Source organism: Carnobacterium alterfunditum DSM 5972 (assembly GCF_000744115.1).
GTDB classification, from domain to species: Bacteria; Bacillota; Bacilli; order Lactobacillales; family Carnobacteriaceae; genus Carnobacterium_B; species Carnobacterium_B alterfunditum.
Genome location: NZ_JQLG01000004.1, coordinates 1 through 19,074, shown reverse-complemented (window position 1 = coordinate 19,074; position 19,074 = coordinate 1). Strand labels below are relative to the sequence as shown.

At 40.8% G+C, this 19,074-nt stretch carries 9 protein-coding genes, 9 tRNA genes and 3 rRNA genes; all 21 read left to right on the top strand.

Annotation, left to right across the window (positions count from 1 at the left end):
• Positions 1–29 precede the first annotated feature (29 nt).
• The 21 genes from BR50_RS00735 (at position 30) to BR50_RS00635 (ending at position 19,018) form a co-directional block, all read left to right on the top strand.
• On the top strand, positions 30–1,811 hold the full coding sequence (locus BR50_RS00735; RefSeq protein WP_034545162.1) for a glycoside hydrolase family 13 protein: 1,782 nt from the start codon (positions 30–32) through the stop codon (positions 1,809–1,811).
• A gap of 223 nt (positions 1,812–2,034) precedes the next feature.
• A complete protein-coding gene (locus BR50_RS00730) occupies positions 2,035–3,315 on the top strand; it encodes an extracellular solute-binding protein (RefSeq protein WP_211249834.1) in 1,281 nt (426 codons plus the stop codon).
• 207 nt (positions 3,316–3,522) lie between these two features.
• Positions 3,523–4,806, top strand: coding sequence for an extracellular solute-binding protein (locus tag BR50_RS00725; RefSeq protein WP_034545160.1), 1,284 nt, complete (start codon positions 3,523–3,525; stop codon positions 4,804–4,806).
• Between the two features lie 84 nt (positions 4,807–4,890).
• Positions 4,891–6,201 carry a sugar ABC transporter permease gene (locus BR50_RS00720; RefSeq protein WP_034545159.1) on the top strand — a complete coding sequence of 437 codons (1,311 nt, stop codon included), beginning with the start codon at positions 4,891–4,893 and terminating at the stop codon, positions 6,199–6,201.
• Between the two features lies 1 nt (position 6,202).
• Positions 6,203–7,054, top strand: a complete 852-nt coding sequence (locus tag BR50_RS00715; protein WP_034545157.1) for a sugar ABC transporter permease — start codon at positions 6,203–6,205, stop codon at positions 7,052–7,054.
• 35 nt (positions 7,055–7,089) lie between these two features.
• Positions 7,090–7,950, top strand: coding sequence for a DUF1189 domain-containing protein (locus tag BR50_RS00710; protein ID WP_034545154.1), 861 nt, complete (start codon positions 7,090–7,092; stop codon positions 7,948–7,950).
• Positions 7,943–10,216: a glycoside hydrolase family 65 protein gene (locus tag BR50_RS00705; RefSeq protein WP_034545151.1), complete on the top strand. Its 2,274-nt coding sequence runs from the start codon at positions 7,943–7,945 to the stop codon at positions 10,214–10,216. Before BR50_RS00710 ends, BR50_RS00705 begins: the two co-directional genes overlap by 8 nt.
• A gap of 115 nt (positions 10,217–10,331) precedes the next feature.
• Positions 10,332–10,991, top strand: a complete 660-nt coding sequence (pgmB, locus tag BR50_RS00700; RefSeq protein WP_034545148.1) for a beta-phosphoglucomutase — start codon at positions 10,332–10,334, stop codon at positions 10,989–10,991.
• 12 nt (positions 10,992–11,003) lie between these two features.
• Positions 11,004–12,632: a glycoside hydrolase family 13 protein gene (locus BR50_RS00695; RefSeq protein ID WP_034545146.1), complete on the top strand. Its 1,629-nt coding sequence runs from the start codon at positions 11,004–11,006 to the stop codon at positions 12,630–12,632.
• Positions 12,633–13,175: 543 nt separating this feature from the next.
• Positions 13,176–14,737: ribosomal RNA gene (locus BR50_RS00690) — 16S ribosomal RNA — on the top strand.
• 225 nt (positions 14,738–14,962) lie between these two features.
• Positions 14,963–17,883 (top strand): 23S ribosomal RNA (locus BR50_RS00685).
• An 89-nt stretch (positions 17,884–17,972) separates the two neighbouring features.
• Positions 17,973–18,088: ribosomal RNA gene (gene rrf, locus BR50_RS00680) — 5S ribosomal RNA — on the top strand.
• The 16S, 23S and 5S rRNA genes sit together here with 9 tRNA genes alongside, the layout of an rRNA operon.
• A 12-nt stretch (positions 18,089–18,100) precedes the next feature.
• A tRNA-Asn gene (locus BR50_RS00675) sits at positions 18,101–18,173 on the top strand.
• Between the two features lie 54 nt (positions 18,174–18,227).
• Positions 18,228–18,316, top strand: a tRNA-Ser gene (locus BR50_RS00670).
• A gap of 11 nt (positions 18,317–18,327) precedes the next feature.
• Positions 18,328–18,399 (top strand) — tRNA-Glu (locus BR50_RS00665).
• 47 nt (positions 18,400–18,446) lie between these two features.
• Positions 18,447–18,519: transfer RNA gene (locus BR50_RS00660), tRNA-Val, on the top strand.
• A gap of 12 nt (positions 18,520–18,531) precedes the next feature.
• Positions 18,532–18,604: transfer RNA gene (locus tag BR50_RS00655), tRNA-Asp, on the top strand.
• Positions 18,605–18,641: 37 nt separating this feature from the next.
• Positions 18,642–18,717, top strand: a tRNA-Phe gene (locus tag BR50_RS00650).
• A 5-nt stretch (positions 18,718–18,722) separates the two neighbouring features.
• A tRNA-Tyr gene (locus BR50_RS00645) sits at positions 18,723–18,803 on the top strand.
• A gap of 32 nt (positions 18,804–18,835) precedes the next feature.
• Positions 18,836–18,909: transfer RNA gene (locus BR50_RS00640), tRNA-Trp, on the top strand.
• Between the two features lie 36 nt (positions 18,910–18,945).
• Positions 18,946–19,018: transfer RNA gene (locus BR50_RS00635), tRNA-His, on the top strand.
• The last annotated feature ends 56 nt before the right edge of the window (positions 19,019–19,074 follow it).

Sequence of the window (19,074 nt, the reverse complement as noted above, 5' to 3'; positions counted from 1 at the left end):
AAACAAACTAAAGAAATGAGGAAATAACAATGGAAACAGCTGCAATTTACCACAGACCGGATAGCGAATACGCTTATTTATATGAAACAAATCAATTTCACGTTCGCTTAAGAACAAAAAAAGGGGATGCCAAGAAAGTCAATTTGATCAGCGGAGATCCTTATGCTCATGGATCACAAAAATGGTACAAAGAAGATAAACCGATGAAGTTAGCTGTGAGTACGGATATTCATGATTATTGGGTAATTGAAACATTTGAAAAAACAAAGCGCATTGCTTATTGTTTCCATGTAGAAGGAACTGATGGCATTGAAGTACTATATGGAGATCGTGGCGTTTTTCCATTTACGGATAACTACTTAGAAGATGCTAATACCTTTTTTAGAATGCCTTACTTACATGAAATCGATCGAGTGAAAACGCCTGAATGGGTAAAAAAAACGGTCTGGTATCAAATTTTCCCGGAACGGTTTGCTAATGGAGACAAGACTAATGATCCAGCAGGAACGTTGCCTTGGGGCAGCAAAAAACATCCTGGACGTGACGATTTTTATGGTGGTGATTTACAAGGTGTGCTTGATCATTTGGATCATCTAGTCGACTTAGGGATCAATGGAATCTACTTTTGTCCATTGTTTAAAGCTAAATCGAATCACAAATACGATACGATCGATTACTATGATATCGATCCAGATTTTGGTGACAAAGAACTCTTTAAAAAAGTAGTACAAGAAGCACATAAAAAAGGGATCCGTGTCATGTTGGATGCTGTATTCAATCATTTAGGAATGGATTCGATGCAATGGCAAGATGTGCTTGAACATCAAGAGAAATCGCGTTACAAAGATTGGTTCCATATCAACCAATTTCCGGTTGAATCACTCGCTGGTTTATCCATGGAAGAATTAGAAAATGTGAATGAACTAACTTATGATACATTTGCTTTTACAGGTCACATGCCAAAATTAAATACCAGCAATCCTGAAGTCCAAGACTTTTTATTGGATGTTACTACTTACTGGATCAAAGAGTTTGATATTGATGCTTGGCGTCTAGATGTCGCAAATGAAGTAGACCATCATTTTTGGAAGAAATTCAACCAAGCTTCTGTTGCTTTAAAAGAGGATTTTTATATTTTAGGAGAGATCTGGCATTCTTCACAAAGTTGGCTGCAAGGCGATGAATTCCATGCTGTTATGAACTATGCATATACCGAAACGATCCAAAATTTCTTTATGAAGGAAACTATTTCAGCGAATAAAATGGTTGCTGGGTTAAATGAACAATTGATGTTATACCGTAACCAAACAAACGAAGTCATGTTCAATATGTTAGATTCTCATGATACTGCTCGTTTGCTGACCATCAGTAGAAATAACAAACAATTGGCAAAAGCAGGTCTAGCCTTTATGTTTACCCAACACGGATCACCATGTATTTATTATGGAACTGAAATTGGTATGGATGGGTTTAATGACCCCGATTGCCGCAAATGTATGATCTGGGATAAAGAAGAACAAGATAGCGATATGCTTGCTTTCACCAAAAAAATGATCACATTTAGAAAGCATAACCAGGAACTATTGAGTTATGGAGAAATCGAATGGTTTGATGTTCGAGACGACGAAAAGGTCATCGGATTCAAAAGGAAGTTTGGCACCGAAGAGCTTGTCTGTTATTTCAATCAAGGAGAGAAAGATTTAGAATTGGACTTAGAACAAAAAACAGAAGTCTTACTCGCCAATTTTGCTGAAACAGACACTAAATCGTTGTTGATCAAACAATATGGCTTTGTTATTTATAAAGGATAAAAGAGAAATGGAACTGGGATCTTTAGCCAGTTCCATTTTTTGTGTCGGTAAAAAATAATGCTTAAATGCATTCCAAACAGCGTGCTCAACAACCACCGAATAAGATTCCTTTAACCAGATTTTAGGCTAAATTTTTTATTTTACTTTAACCAAGTGGTGGCGGTTGCGAAAAAATAACAGAAGTTAGATAATGAAATTATATGAAAAGGAGGAGTAAATTATGGTGGAGAAGAAAGATTGGAAAAAAATGGTTTTGGGTCTGGTATCGGTCAGTACGGTATTATTGGCAGCTTGCGGAGGTGGCGAAGAAGCAACGGAAACAGATGCAGAAAATGCTGTTAAAGATGGGGAGTCTGCAACGCTAAAAATTGATGTTGATCCTCGCTATAGTGAGTATGTAAATGAAATTATTCCAGCTTTTGAAGAAGAACATAGTGTAACGATCGAGATTTCTGAGCGGGATATGTTTGAAGGAATCGAAGCTTTGCCATTAGACGGACCGGCCGATATCGGTTCAGATATTTTGATTGCTCCTTATGACAGAGTCGGAGTACTAGGTCAACAAGGGCATTTGGCAGAAGTAACGCTACCGGATGATGGACGTTATGACGAATTGGATCAAAGACAAGTTACGCTTGAAGATAAAATTTATGGAGCGCCCTTTGTGATCGAATCATTAGTCTTATACTACAATAAAGATTTACTTAAACAAGCACCTGAAACATTTGAAGATTTAGAAAAAATGTCAGAAGATGACCAATATGCATTTGAAAATGAAGAAGAAACAAATACAGCTTTCTTAGCTAATTGGACAACGGCTTACCAATACATCGGTCTTCTTTCTGGGTATGGCGGATATGTTTTTGGGGAAGATGGAACAGATCCAACGGATATTGGATTGAATTCGCCCAAATCAGTTGAAGGGATCAGTTATATAGCAAATTGGTACCAAGATGTTTGGCCACAAGGTATGTTAGATGCGACAAGTTCAGAAAACTTTATGAACGAGTTATTCACTAGCGGAAAAACGGCTGCTGTAATAAATGGTCCATGGGGAGCAAGCGGTTATGACGATGCGGGTGTAAACTACGGTGTTTCGACCATCCCAATACTACCGAATGGATCAGAGTATGAACCATTTGCTGGCGGAGTTGCATGGGCCGTTAGTAAATACTCAAAGAATCCTGAGTTAGCTCAAGAATGGTTGGACTATGTAACAAATGCCGAAAACAGTGAAACATTGTATGAGGTAACTTCAGAAATCCCAGCAAATCAAGAAGCTAGAGCCGTTGCCAGCGAATCAGGTAATGAGTTAACAAAAGCGGTCATTGAACAATTTGATTCAGCCGTTCCAATGCCAAATATACCTGAAATGAGTGAAGTTTGGACGGGAGCTGAAACATTGATTTTTGATGCTGCTTCGGGCAATAAAACGCCTCAACAAGCTGCAGATGATGCTGTTCAACTTATTGAAGAAAATATTGCACAAAAATACCAAAAATAACCGATGGTGAAAAAGAGAGCTGCAATCTAAATTTCAACGCTCATTGGTATAGTCGAAAGATTATTTTAGAATCTAAAAAAAACGATTATTATTTTAAAAAAATATCCTGTTACCGGTAACAGAAAGAAAACGTTTGCAGAAAGAGATTTAATAACTGATAATAAGAATGTAATCAAAAAGCTTTTTATATGAGGGGGAAATACAAAGATGAAGAAGACAGCTTGGAAAAAATATGTTTTAGGTTTGGTATCGGCTAGTGCATTAGTACTTGCAGCATGTGGTGGCGGAGAAGATGCAACAGAATCGGGTTCAACAGCCGGTGGCGAAGAAGCAGGAGAAGATACAACATTACAGATTTCGGTTGACAAAGGTTATGTAGAATATGTTGAAGATATCAAAGGTGATTTTGAAGAGAAAAATGGTGTTAAAATCGAAATTACTGAACGAGATATGTTTGAACAATTAGAAGCATTACCTCTAGATGGTCCATCTGGGAATGCACCTGATATTATGATGTCTGCTTATGACCGTATGGGATCTTTAGGACAACAAGGACATATTGCTGAAGTAACATTGGCAAATGACGATCAATATGATGATACAGATAGAGCTCAAGTAACTTTAGATGGAAAAATTTATGGAGCACCTTCAGTTATCGAAACATTGGTATTGTATTACAATACTGATTTATTAGATGAAGCACCAACAACATTTGCAGATCTAGAAGAATTAGCAAAAGACGATCAATTTGCATTTGAAGGCGAAGAAGGAAAAAATACAGGTTTCTTAGCTAAATGGACTGATTTCTACTTCACTTACGGTTTGGTTTCTGGCTACGGCGGATACGTTTTTGGTGAAGATGGAACAGACCCAACAGACATCGGTTTAAACAATGAAGGCGCTGTTGAAGCTATCACATATGCTACTGACTGGTTCCAAAATACATGGCCTCAAGGAATGCAAGATGTAACAAGTTCTGATGCATTCATCACAGATCAATACTTAAATGGTAAAGTTGGCGCATTCATCGGCGGACCATGGCAAGCAGCTAGCTTGAAAGATGCTGGTGTAAATTATGGTGTTTCTACTATCCCAACTTTGAACAATGGCGAAGCTTATGAAGCATTCGGTGGCGGAAAAGGATGGGTTGTCAGCAACTACTCAGAAGACAAAGACCTTGGCCAAGCTTGGTTAGATTATGTAACAAATACTGAGAACCAAAACAAATTCTATGATGCAACAAATGAAGTTCCAGCAAATCAAGATTCACGTGTTTATGCTACTGAAAAAGAAGATGAGTTAACAACTGCTGTAATCAACCAATACAAAGATGCACAACCAATGCCAAACATCCCTGAAATGGCTGAAGTTTGGACTGGCGCTGAAAACATGTTGTTTGATGCAGCATCTGGCAACAAGACACCTCAAGAATCAGCTGATGATTCTGCTAAATTAATTAAAGAATCAATCGAACAAAAATACACAAACTAATTTCCAAAAAAAATGAACAGATTTCGGCAGAGAACGTAGTTGTTCTCTGCCGAAAAATGTTAATAGAAAAGGGAGGAATTAAAAATGTCTTCTCAGACAGAACCTCAAAATATCAAAAATGAAAAAAAAGCGATGCGGTATTCAATCATACCAGGTTTAGGTCAGCTTTATAACGGACAATTATTTAAAGGAATCGTATTTTTAGCTATTTTCGTCGCATTTATTGTCGAGATGATTGTTTTTGGTTTTGATGCATTTAACGGATTAATTACATTAGGAAGCACTCCAGTAGAAGATCATTCATTATTTATTATGATCGAAGGAACACTTCAATTGATCATAACAGTCATTTTCTTAGCTTTTTATGCGTTAAATATCTATGATGCAAAACGCGTGGCGTCCATTTGGAATAGAGGACAAAAAGTTAACGTAACGATTAAAGATGTGATGTGGAATGTATACAATGCAGGTTTTCCTTATCTGCTGATCGTACCGGCATACTTAATGATGGCTTTTACAATTATTTTCCCCGTTTTAGTCACATTATTTATGGCTTTTACAAACTACGATTTTTATCATATTCCTCCAGCAAATTTAATTGACTGGATCGGATTAAAAAACTTCGTGAATATCTTCTTCTTAAGCACATACCGAGATGCATTTACGTCTGTTTTTAGTTGGACAATCATTTGGACATTCAGTGCGACGACACTGCAAATCGTTATTGGGATTTTCACAGCCGTTATTGCCAATCAGTCCTTCATTAAAGGAAAACGTTTCTTTGGTGTTATCTTCTTGCTACCTTGGGCTGTACCAGCATTTATCACAATACTATCTTTCTCAAATATTTTTAACGATAGTATCGGAGCAATCAATACCCAAGTTATTCCGTTGATAAATGAACTGCCATTTGTAGAAATTGGTCGGATCGCTTGGAAAACAAATGCCTTTTGGTCTAAAGCAGCTATTATCATGATACAAGGGTGGCTAGGTTTCCCTTATATCTACGTCATGACAACAAGTATATTGCAATCGATCCCAGAAGATTTATATGAAGCTGCAAAAATTGATGGAGCTAGTGCGTTTCAGCGTTTCAGAGAAATCACTATGCCAATGGTCTTTTTAGTTGCTGCTCCAACTTTTATTACACAATATACACAGAACTTCAATAACTTTTCAATGATCTACCTCTTCAATAATGGTGGACCAGGAAGTGTCGGAGGTGGCGCAGGAGCTACCGATATCTTGATTTCCTGGATCTATAAATTAACGACCGGAACATCGCCTCAATATTCTATGGCAGCTGCCATCACCTTGATTATTTCGGCTTTGGTTATCGTTGTTTCCTTGACAGTCTTCAAGAGAACAAATGCATTTAATATGGAGGATGCATAACATGAAAAAAATAATTGGATCACAAAAAGTAGGTCGTTTGTTTAGTCGCTTTTTCACGTATGTGTATTTGATCGTTTTAGCGATCATCATCATCTATCCATTATTGATCACAGCTAGTTCAGCGTTTAAGTCAGGGAACATAACGGCTTTTTCGCTAGATTTAACTTCAGAGTGGACTTTGTCTAACTTCGCGCGTTTATTCCAAGAAACGCTTTATGGAACATGGTATAGAAATACTTTGATTGTAGCAGTATCCACTATGATCATTCAAGTAGGGCTGGTTACAATTGCTGGGTATGCTTACAGCCGGTACAATTTTTTGGGACGGAAAAAGAGTTTAATGTTTTTCTTAGTGATCCAAATGGTCCCAACTATGGCTGCATTGACTGCCTTTTATGTTATGGCCTTGTTGTTAGGGGCCTTAGATCAATTTTGGTTCTTGACGATGTTATACATCGGTGGTGGAATACCCATGAATACATGGTTAATGAAAGGGTACTTTGATACGGTTCCAAAAGACTTAGATGAATCGGCTAAATTAGATGGAGCTGGACATTTTAGAATTTTTTGGCAAATCGTTCTTCCTCTGGTCCGTCCAATGATTGCTGTACAAGCATTATGGGCATTTATGACTCCATTCGGCGACTTTATGCTAGCAAGATTCTTATTGAGAAGTCCGGAAAAAATCACTGTAGCAGTAGGATTGCAAACGTTTATCAGTAATCCGCAAGATCAAAAAGTTGCCTTATTCGCAGCTGGTGCGATCTTGATCGCTGTTCTAATTTCCGTATTGTTCTTCTTACTGCAAAAGAACTTTGTTTCTGGTTTAACGAGCGGTGGAACAAAAGGGTAAATGAACACTAATTTTGAAAGAAAAGAAGTGAAACAATGAAAACTGATGCTTTCCCATTAAATTATTTTAAAAGTATTTGGTCTCCAAGACAAATTTTCAAAAATCGTCATCAATTGAACTGGTTTCAAATTTTTATTGTTTTGCTGTTTGTTAACAGTTTATTGATGATTCCCGTATCGCTAAATTATACAAAAATGGATACTTTCCCAGTAGAAGATACCTTACCTGATTCATTTGGTCTGATAGATGAATCGGCTGTTTTGAAATTGCAACAAGGCAAATATGAGAACGGCACTTTAGTGTTGCCGGAATCATTTGTCCTTATATCTGAAAATGGCACTATTAGCGGAATGTTGACCGAAAGTGAGATAGAAGAAACTTTAGCACCTGAAAATGCATTGATATTTCAAGAAAATGAATTCGTGATCAAAGAAGGCAACCAGTCGTTGTCGACCATTCCTTATACAAAAGATTTTGATTTGTCAAAAGTTACGAATACAGCTGAATTAAAGGAAGCTCTTTCTCGCCAATGGTTTATCAAAAATAAAGGATACACTGTAGCGACGTTGATGTTTTTAGTTTTCACTATTACATTGGTCAGTACCCTTTTTCTAACATTTGGTTCAGCAATCTTCTTATATCTGACTAGAAAAAGTCAGTTCTCTTCTATTAATAGCTATAAAGAATCAGTCAACTTATTAACGAATTGTATTGGGTTGCCATCGTTGATTGCATTATTGATCGGATCGATCCAATTCGATATCGTGATCATGTTAATGATCCAATCAGTTGGACTGGTAATCATGTTGCTGTTCGTCTTTTATAAAACAAGATTTAACGACAAAATGAATAAGAACGAAGTGAAAAAGGATTTGGGGGTAAGAGTTCATGATTAAGCGTTTATTTGATGTTGATCCATGGGGAGTCAGCTCAACAAAATTAGATAGAGCAGATAAAAGATTGCAAGAAAGTTTAACCGCTATCGGGAACGGGTACATGGGTATGCGGGGAAACTTTGAAGAAGGATATTCTGGTGATTCGCATTTAGGGACTTACTTGGCTGGGGTCTGGTATCCTGATAAAACGAGAGTTGGTTGGTGGAAAAACGGTTATCCAGAATATTTTGGAAAAGTGATCAATGCCACGAATTTTATTCCTATCGAAATAACGGTAAATGACCATAAAGTTGATTTAGCTATTGATGAAGTGAAAGATTATAAAATCGACTTAGATATGAAAAAAGGTATTTTAAATCGTTCATATACTTGGGTCAAAGGAGAAATCGAGGTTCGATTTACCTTTAAACGCTTTGTTAGTGCAGCATTAAAAGAATTAGCAGTCATTGAAGTGACCGGTGAGGTATTAAAGGGTACAGCAACAATCGTATTCAGTCCCAAAATGGATGGAAATGTGGTGAATGAAGACAGTAATTATGAAGAAAATTTCTGGTTGGAAATGAACCGCGTTTCAGGTGAAAAAAGCAGTTTGACTACTAAAACGATTGAAAATCCTTTTGGGGTAGAACAATTTACGGTAACGACCATGATGGAAACTGTGATGGAAAATTATGAAGAGAGAACATTCTCTGAAGGATTTATGTTAGTTGAAGAAAATATTACCTATACATTAGCTGTTGGTGAAAAAGCCAAAGTGACTAAATTTGTCAGTGTGCTTACAAGTCGTGATGTGCAACCTGAAGATCAGCTAACGAAAGCTGCTGAAATTTTAGATCAAGCTATTGCCTTGGGTGAAGAAGAGCTAGAAGCGCAGCACGTTGCCGCTTGGCAAGAACGTTGGCATAAAGCAGATGTAGTGATCGAAGGAGATGCAGAAAGCCAACAAGGAATCCGTTTCAATATATTCCAATTATTTTCTACTTACTATGGAGAAGACAACCGTTTGAATGTCGGTCCAAAAGGCTTTACCGGTGAAAAGTATGGCGGTGCAACTTACTGGGACACAGAAGCGTTTATTTTACCTATGTATTTAGCGGTAGCTGATGAAACAGTCTCAGAACAATTATTGACTTACCGTCATAATCAACTTTCAGGTGCTTTTCATAATGCTAAACAACAAGGGTTGCAAGGTGCTTTGTATCCAATGGTAACTTTTAATGGAATCGAAAGCCATAATGAATGGGAAATTACATTTGAAGAGATCCACCGCAATAGTACGATTGCTTATGCCATATACAATTACACGAATTATACTGGCGATGAATCTTTTTTAAAAACCAAAGGTATCGAGATGTTAGTTTCTATTTCACGTTTCTGGGCTGATCGTGTGCATTATTCTAAACGCAATGAATGCTACATGATCCATGGAGTCACTGGTCCAAATGAATATGAGAATAATATCAATAATAACTGGTACACAAATACGATGGCTGCTTGGACGTTACGTTACACGTTGGGAAGCTTGGAAAAAGGTTCTTCTGCAATAATGAATGAACTGGATGTTACCGCTGAAGAAAAGGCTAAATGGACAGATATCGTTCAAAAAATGTATTACCCTCGTGATGAAGAATTAAATGTTTTTGTCCAACATGATACTTTTTTAGATAAAGAATTGCTTACCACAAATGATCTTGACCCATCTGAAAGACCGATCAACCAACATTGGTCATGGGACAAAATTTTACGTTCTTGCTTCATCAAACAAGCAGATGTTTTACAAGGTATTTATTATTTGAATAATGAATACACTATAGAAGAAAAAGAAGCAAATTATAATTTTTATGAGCCAATGACAGTCCATGAATCATCTCTTTCAGCTTCTATCCATGCTATATTAGCAGCAGAATTAGGCAAGACAGAAAAAGCAGTCGAGTTTTATTCGCGTACTGCTCGCTTAGATTTAGACAACTACAACAACGATACGGAAGATGGATTGCACATCACTTCCATGAGCGGTGGTTGGCTAGCTATTGTTCAAGGATTTGCAGGCATGCGTACTTTTGACAATAAATTATCATTTAAACCATTTTGTCCAAAGAATTGGACAGGATACAACTTCATGATCAAGTATCGTAAACGCTTGTTGCATATCTCAGTGACGCAAGAATCTGTGAGTGTTCGGTTAGAAGAAGGCGAAGCAATCAACCTTACTTTATTTGATCAAGAAATGCTGTTGACGGATGAAGTTAAAAGTCAGCTTCAGTAATTACAGGCAATCGAATGATAAAAAGATGGATTTAAACAGACTATCAATAGGAAGCTATCAAATCGATAAATTCATTTGATAGCTTTTACTATTGAAAAAAAGGGGCAGATAGAACATGATCAAAGGATTTATTTTTGATTTAGATGGCGTAATAACGGATACTGCTGAATATCATTATCAAGCATGGAAAAGACTTGCGGATAAATTAAAGATTTCGCTTGACCGTGAGATGAACGAACAGTTAAAAGGGATCAGTCGAATGGATTCACTTGATCGTATCTTAGCTTTAGGAAATCAGATAGAAAGTTACTCTGTTGAAGAAAAAGAACGATTAGCAGATGAAAAGAATGAAGACTATAAAAAATTGATCTTAGATGTTACGCCAGCTGATTTATTGCCTGGGATAAGTGACCTATTGGCAAATCTAAAAGCGGCAGGTATTCGTTTAGCGCTGGCCTCAGCTAGCAAAAACGGGCCCGTAATAATGGAGAAACTTGGCATTGCTGATTTATTTGATGTAGTCGTCGATCCTGCAGGATTAGAAAATGGAAAACCAGATCCAGAAATTTTTATTAAAGGAGCCGAACAGTTGCATTTAAAACCAGCTGAATGTGTTGGAGTCGAAGACGCTCAAGCTGGTATAGAAGCAATCAATGCTGCCGGGATCTTTTCTGTTGGTGTAGGAACAAAAGAAGCAATGGAAAAAGCTGATTATGCAGTAGCAGATACTAGTAAATTAAAATTAACGGATATTCTAGAAAGAGCAAATAGCTGAGGAGTGGTTAGAATGCAAAAAAAATGGTGGCATAGTTCGGTTATATACCAAATTTATCCTAGAAGTTTTCAAGATAGCGATGGAGACGGTATTGGAGATATCCAAGGCATTATTCAACGATTGAGCCATTTGGCAGAGTTAGGAATCGATGCCATTTGGTTGAGTCCGGTTTATCGATCCCCTAATGATGATAATGGGTATGATATTAGTGATTATCAAGCGATCTCACCAGACTTTGGAACGATGGATGATATGGATATGTTGATCCAAAAAGCTAAGGAATTGGGAATTCGTATCCTTATGGACCTTGTCGTGAATCACACATCTGATGAACATGCTTGGTTTATCGAATCCCGAAAGAGCAAAGACAACGAGTACAGAGACTACTATATTTGGCGTGATGGAAAAAATAATGAAGCACCTAACGAATTGACATCTATCTTTAGCGGATCGGCTTGGGAATTAGATGAGCAAACCAATCAATATTATCTACACTTATATAGTAAGAAACAACCTGATTTAAATTGGGAGAATCCAAAAGTCCGCAATGAAATTTGGCAGATGATGAATTTTTGGCTAGATAAAGGTATTGGCGGTTTTAGAATGGATGTTATCGACCTGATTGGAAAAGTTCCGGATGAGCTGATTACTGGAAACGGTCCAATGCTGCATACCTACCTTAAAGAAATGCATCAAAAAACCTTTGGCAAGCGTGATGTCTTAACAGTAGGTGAGACTTGGGGAGTAACGACTGACGATGCAAAATTATTTTCCTCACCTGAACGTGATGAACTGTCAATGGTATTCCAATTTGAACATATTGGTCTCGATGAACAACCCGGCAAGCCTAAATGGGATACAAAGCCCTTAAACTTTATCGCTTTAAAGCAAGTATTTACTAAATGGCAGTTAGCGTTAGATGGAGATGGCTGGAATAGTTTATTTTGGAACAATCATGATATTCCCAGGATCGTATCTAATTGGGGCGATGATAGCCCGCAGTACCGTAAAGTAGCTGCCAAGATGTTCGCAACGTTTTTGCATTTTCTAAAGGGGACGCCATACATCTATCAAGGCGAAGAAATCGGGCTGACAAATACACCGATTGCTTCAATTGAAGAAGTCAATGATATAGAGAGTATCAATATGTACAATGAACGACTTCAGCAAGGATATAGTAAAAAAGAGATCCTTCAAGCCATCAATAAAAAAGGTCGAGACAATGCTAGACGCCCTATTCCTTGGGATGGATCTTTAAATGGAGGATTTACGACAGGTACACCTTGGCTGGCTCTTAATCCTAACTATAAAGAATTGAATGTGAAAAATGACCAAGAAGACGATGAATCTGTTTTTAACTACTATAAAACCTTGATTCGTTTAAGAAAAGAACACGAACTCATTGTATGGGGCGAGTATAAGGAACTCTTACCAAATGATCCGCAACTGTTTGTTTATGAACGCAGTTATAAAGGCGAAACATGGCTAGTTATTATTAATTTCTATCAAGAACCAACTTTTTATAAAGATGAGGATAGAAAAGTAGACACGATCATTATCAGTAATTACGAAGATAGCAGTGAAAAAATAGACGATTTAACATTACGTGCATTTGAATCGATCGTTTTCAAATTAAAATGAATTTTATGAAATAATAAAAATGCGAACAAAAACCTTTTTTTATTTGCGATAGTTCTGGAGTAGAATGTGTTTTGAATATATATTCGTCTTTTCTCTCTAGGTAAATAAATAAACGTTCGCCTTTTTTTTTTTTTGTAAAAAATGTGAAAAATATGGTTGACCATAGGGAATAGACTTGTTATAGTAATTGATGTCGTAAGCAGTTAAACACTAGCGATACCAAAATATTTCACATTATAAAATTTTTTTTTTTTGATTGACAATGCTATGTGAATCATGGTAATCTAATAAATGTCGTTAAGCAGATTCGCATTTTTATTTTGAATAAATATTCAAAATAAAAATTAAAAAGCTTGACGAAACGAAAAATTTGTTGTATTATTTAGAAGTTGTCACAAACAGATAACACGCTTTAGACCTTTGAAAACTAAACAAAGTAAGATGAAATAAATGTGAGGGTGACTTAGCAGTGCTAAGTCAACAGTAACAAAATTAGTGAATAATTATTCGCTAGCAATTCAATAATGAGCTTCAAGCATCATTTTATATGAGAGTTTGATCCTGGCTCAGGACGAACGCTGGCGGCATGCCTAATACATGCAAGTCGAACGCTTTGACTTCACCGGGTGCTTGCACCCACCGAAGTCAAGGAGTGGCGGACGGGTGAGTAACACGTGGGTAACCTGCCCATAAGAGGGGGATAACATTCGGAAACGGATGCTAATACCGCATATTTCTAAACGTCACATGACGAATAGAAGAAAGGTGGCTTCGGCTACCGCTTATGGATGGACCCGCGGCGTATTAGCTAGTTGGTGAGGTAATGGCTCACCAAGGCGATGATACGTAGCCGACCTGAGAGGGTGATCGGCCACACTGGGACTGAGACACGGCCCAGACTCCTACGGGAGGCAGCAGTAGGGAATCTTCCGCAATGGACGAAAGTCTGACGGAGCAATGCCGCGTGAGTGAAGAAGGTTTTCGGATCGTAAAACTCTGTTGTTAGAGAAGAACAAGGATGAGAGTAACTGCTCATCCCCTGACGGTATCTAACCAGAAAGCCACGGCTAACTACGTGCCAGCAGCCGCGGTAATACGTAGGTGGCAAGCGTTGTCCGGATTTATTGGGCGTAAAGCGAGCGCAGGCGGTTCTTTAAGTCTGATGTGAAAGCCCCCGGCTCAACCGGGGAAGGTCATTGGAAACTGGGGAACTTGAGTGCAGAAGAGGAGAGTGGAATTCCACGTGTAGCGGTGAAATGCGTAGATATGTGGAGGAACACCAGTGGCGAAGGCGACTCTCTGGTCTGTAACTGACGCTGAGGCTCGAAAGCGTGGGGAGCAAACAGGATTAGATACCCTGGTAGTCCACGCCGTAAACGATGAGTGCTAAGTGTTGGAGGGTTTCCGCCCTTCAGTGCTGCAGCTAACGCATTAAGCACTCCGCCTGGGGAGTACGACCGCAAGGTTGAAACTCAAAGGAATTGACGGGGACCCGCACAAGCGGTGGAGCATGTGGTTTAATTCGAAGCAACGCGAAGAACCTTACCAGGTCTTGACATCCTTTGACAACCCTAGAGATAGGGCTTTCCCTTCGGGGACAAAGTGACAGGTGGTGCATGGTTGTCGTCAGCTCGTGTCGTGAGATGTTGGGTTAAGTCCCGCAACGAGCGCAACCCCTATTATTAGTTGCCAGCATTCAGTTGGGCACTCTAGTGAGACTGCCGGTGATAAACCGGAGGAAGGTGGGGATGACGTCAAATCATCATGCCCCTTATGACCTGGGCTACACACGTGCTACAATGGATGGTACAACGAGTCGCAAAGTCGCGAGGCTAAGCTAATCTCTTAAAGCCATTCTCAGTTCGGATTGTAGGCTGCAACTCGCCTGCATGAAGCCGGAATCGCTAGTAATCGCGGATCAGCACGCCGCGGTGAATACGTTCCCGGGTCTTGTACACACCGCCCGTCACACCACGAGAGTTTGTAACACCCGAAGTCGGTGAGGTAACCCTTTTGGGAGCCAGCCGCCTAAGGTGGGACAGATAATTGGGGTGAAGTCGTAACAAGGTAGCCGTATCGGAAGGTGCGGCTGGATCACCTCCTTTCTAAGGAATATAACGGAAACCCACACATTCACCTTATCTTTGTTTAGTTTTGAGAGGTCTAATCTTCTCAATCTTTTTAATCGAAACACCTTGTTCTTTGAAAACTGGATAAAGTTAAAAATCGTAATTTAAGTAAGAAACCAGAAACACACCGAAATTTTTAAATAATAAGTTTTTTAAGGTTCTCATCGAAAGATGAGTATTAAACATTAACGATTAACCATAGGTTAAGTTAATAAGGGCGCACGGTGAATGCCTTGGCACTAGGAGCCGATGAAGGACGGGACTAACGCCGATATGCTTTGGGGAGCTGTAAGTGAGCTTTGATCCAAAGATTTCCGAATGGGGGAACCCAGCATCTTTGATAGGATGTTACTGCTGACTGAATACATAGGTCAGTAGAGGTAGACGCAGAGAACTGAAACATCTAAGTACCTGCAGGAAGAGAAAGAAAAATCGATTCCCTGAGTAGCGGCGAGCGAAACGGGAATAGCCCAAACCAGAAAGCTTGCTTTCTGGGGTTGTAGGACTGAACATATAGAGTCATAAATGAAGTTGGTAGGAGAAGCGACCTGGAAAGGTCTGCCGAAGAAGGTAAAAGCCCTGTAACCGAAACCAATTTCACTCTGATCAGTATCCTGAGTACGGCGGAACACGAGAAATTCCGTCGGAATCCGGGAGGACCATCTCCCAAGGCTAAATACTCCCTAGTGACCGATAGTGAACCAGTACCGTGAGGGAAAGGTGAAAAGAACCTCGGAAGAGGAGTGAAATAGCCCCTGAAACCGTGTGCCTACAAATAGTTAAAGCCCGTTAATGGGTGATAGCGTGCCTTTTGTAGAATGAACCGGCGAGTTACGATCACATGCGAGGTTAAGTTGATGAGACGGAGCCGTAGCGAAAGCGAGTCTGAATAGGGCGAATGAGTATGTGGTCGTAGACCCGAAACCAAGTGATCTACCCATGTCCAGGTTGAAGGTGCGGTAATACGCACTGGAGGACCGAACCCACGTATGTTGAAAAATGCGGGGATGAGGTGTGGGTAGCGGAGAAATTCCAATCGAACTTGGAGATAGCTGGTTCTCTCCGAAATAGCTTTAGGGCTAGCCTCGGAATTAGAATCATGGAGGTAGAGCAACTGTTTGGACTAGGGGCCCTTCTAGGGTTACCGAATTCAGATAAACTCCGAATGCCATTGATTTATATCCGGGAGTCAGACTGCGAGTGATAAGATCCGTAGTCGAAAGGGAAACAGCCCAGACCACCAGCTAAGGTCCCAAAGTTTATGTTAAGTGGAAAAGGATGTGGAGTTGCTTAGACAACTAGGATGTTGGCTCAGAAGCAGCCATCATTTAAAGAGTGCGTAATAGCTCACTAGTCGAGTGACCCTGCGCCGAAAATTTACCGGGGCTAAACATAACACCGAAGCTGTGGATAGAACCATTGGTTCTATGGTAGGAGAGCGTTCTAAGGGCGTTGAAGCTAGATCGTGAGGACTAGTGGAGCGCTTAGAAGTGAGAATGCCGGTATGAGTAGCGAAAGACGGGTGAGAATCCCGTCCACCGAATGACTAAGGTTTCCTGGGGAAGGCTCGTCCTCCCAGGGTTAGTCGGGACCTAAGTCGAGGCCGAATGGCGTAGACGATGGACAACAGGTTGAGATTCCTGTACCAGTTTGTTTTGTTTGAACAATGGAGGGACACAGTAGGCTAAGGAATACGTGCTGTTGGATATGCACGTCCAAGCAACAAGTTTTGAAGTGAGTCAAATGCTTGCTTCTTTAAGAACAAGTTGTGATGGGGAGGGAAATTAAGTACCGAAGTTCCTGATGTCACACTGTCAAGAAAAGCTTCTAGTTAGAAACAAACTGCCCGTACCGCAAACCGACACAGGTAGTCGAGGAGAGAATCCTAAGGTGTGCGAGAGAACTCTCGTTAAGGAACTCGGCAAAATGACCCCGTAACTTCGGGAGAAGGGGTGCTGACCAATTGGTCAGCCGCAGTGAATAGGCCCAGGCGACTGTTTATCAAAAACACAGGTCTCTGCAAAATCGTAAGATGACGTATAGGGGCTGACGCCTGCCCGGTGCTGGAAGGTTAAGAGGATGGGTTAGCTTTAGGGCGAAGCTCAGAATTGAAGCCCCAGTAAACGGCGGCCGTAACTATAACGGTCCTAAGGTAGCGAAATTCCTTGTCGGGTAAGTTCCGACCCGCACGAAAGGCGTAACGATCTGGGCACTGTCTCAACGAGAGACTCGGTGAAATTATAGTACCTGTGAAGATGCAGGTTACCCGCGACAGGACGGAAAGACCCCATGGAGCTTTACTGCAGTTTGATATTGAGTGTTTGTACAGCTTGTACAGGATAGGTAGGAGCCAATGAAGCCAGGACGCCAGTCTTGGTGGAGGCGTTGGTGGGATACTACCCTTGCTGTATGACCACTCTAACCCACAGCCCTTATCGGGCTGGGAGACAGTGTCTGACGGGCAGTTTGACTGGGGCGGTCGCCTCCTAAAGTGTAACGGAGGCGCCCAAAGGTTCCCTCAGAATGGTTGGAAATCATTCGCAGAGTGTAAAGGCATAAGGGAGCTTGACTGCGAGACCTACAAGTCGAGCAGGGACGAAAGTCGGGCTTAGTGATCCGGTGGTTCCGTATGGAAGGGCCATCGCTCAACGGATAAAAGCTACCCTGGGGATAACAGGCTTATCTCCCCCAAGAGTCCACATCGACGGGGAGGTTTGGCACCTCGATGTCGGCTCATCGCATCCTGGGGCTGTAGTCGGTCCCAAGGGTTGGGCTGTTCGCCCATTAAAGCGGTACGCGAGCTGGGTTCAGAACGTCGTGAGACAGTTCGGTCCCTATCCGTCGCGGGCGTAGGAAATTTGAGAGGAGCTGTCCTTAGTACGAGAGGACCGGGATGGACACACCTCTGGTGTACCAGTTGTTCTGCCAAGGGCATTGCTGGGTAGCTATGTGTGGACGGGATAAACGCTGAAAGCATCTAAGCGTGAAGCCCCCCTCAAGATGAGATTTCCCATCACGTAAGTGAGTAAGACCCCTGAGAGATGATCAGGTTGATAGGTTGGAAGTGGAAGTATAGCGATATATGGAGCGGACCAATACTAATCGGTCGAGGACTTAACCAAAGATTTAAACGGTGATAGACGGTCAATGAACGAAAACGATTTTTAACTTATCCAGTTTTGAGAGAATAATGTTCTCTTGATTGAAATTGTGTGGTGATGATGGCAAGAAGGTCACACCTGTTCCCATGCCGAACACAGAAGTTAAGCTTCTTAGCGCCGATGGTAGTGAAGGGTTTCCCTTTGTGAGAGTAGGACGTTGCCACGCAAATTTAATTATTCCGCAATAGCTCAGCTGGTAGAGCGCATGACTGTTAATCATGATGTCGTAGGTTCGAGCCCTACTTGTGGAGTACCATAGTCGATCTATGTAACTATAAACGAGATTCGTTTGGTGAACCCCATCTGGAGAGTTGTCCGAGTGGCCGAAGGAGCATGATTGGAAATCATGTAGGCGGTGAACGCTGTCTCAAGGGTTCGAATCCCTTACTCTCCGTTTAAAACACTGACCCGTTGGTCAAGCGGTTAAGACACCGCCCTTTCACGGCGGTATCACGGGTTCGATTCCCGTACGGGTCATCAGTAACGACGTTACTGAGATTAGGAAAAGAAGTACGCTTTTATCTGGAGGTTTAGCTCAGTTGGGAGAGCATCTGCCTTACAAGCAGAGGGTCGGCGGTTCGAGCCCGTCAACCTCCATTAGTTTAACAAGGTCTCGTGGTGTAGGGGTTAACATGTCTGCCTGTCACGCAGAAGATCGCGGGTTCGATTCCCGTCGAGACCGTTGGTATACTAAATAAACTAAAAACCATTTCTATAATGGCCTGGTAGCTCAGTTGGTAGAGCACTTGATTGAAGCTCAAGGTGTCGGCAGTTCGATTCTGTCCCAGGCCACCATTTATGGAGGGGTAGCGAAGTGGCTAAACGCGGCGGACTGTAAATCCGCTCCTTCGGGTTCGACAGTTCGAATCTGTCCCCCTCCATTGTTTTTTGTAAGAAAGACCTATTTTAAGATAGGGGTATAGTTTAAAGGTAGAACTATGGTCTCCAACACCATCAGTGTGGGTTCAATTCCTACTACCCCTGCCATTTTTAAAGAAAGACAGGAAACAAATAATTACCATGGCGATTGTGGTGAAGTGGTTAACACACCGGATTGTGGTTCCGGCATGCGTGGGTTCGAACCCCATCAGTCGCCTTTTTTATTTATGGGCTATAGCCAAGCGGTAAGGCAAGGGACTTTGACTCCCTCAT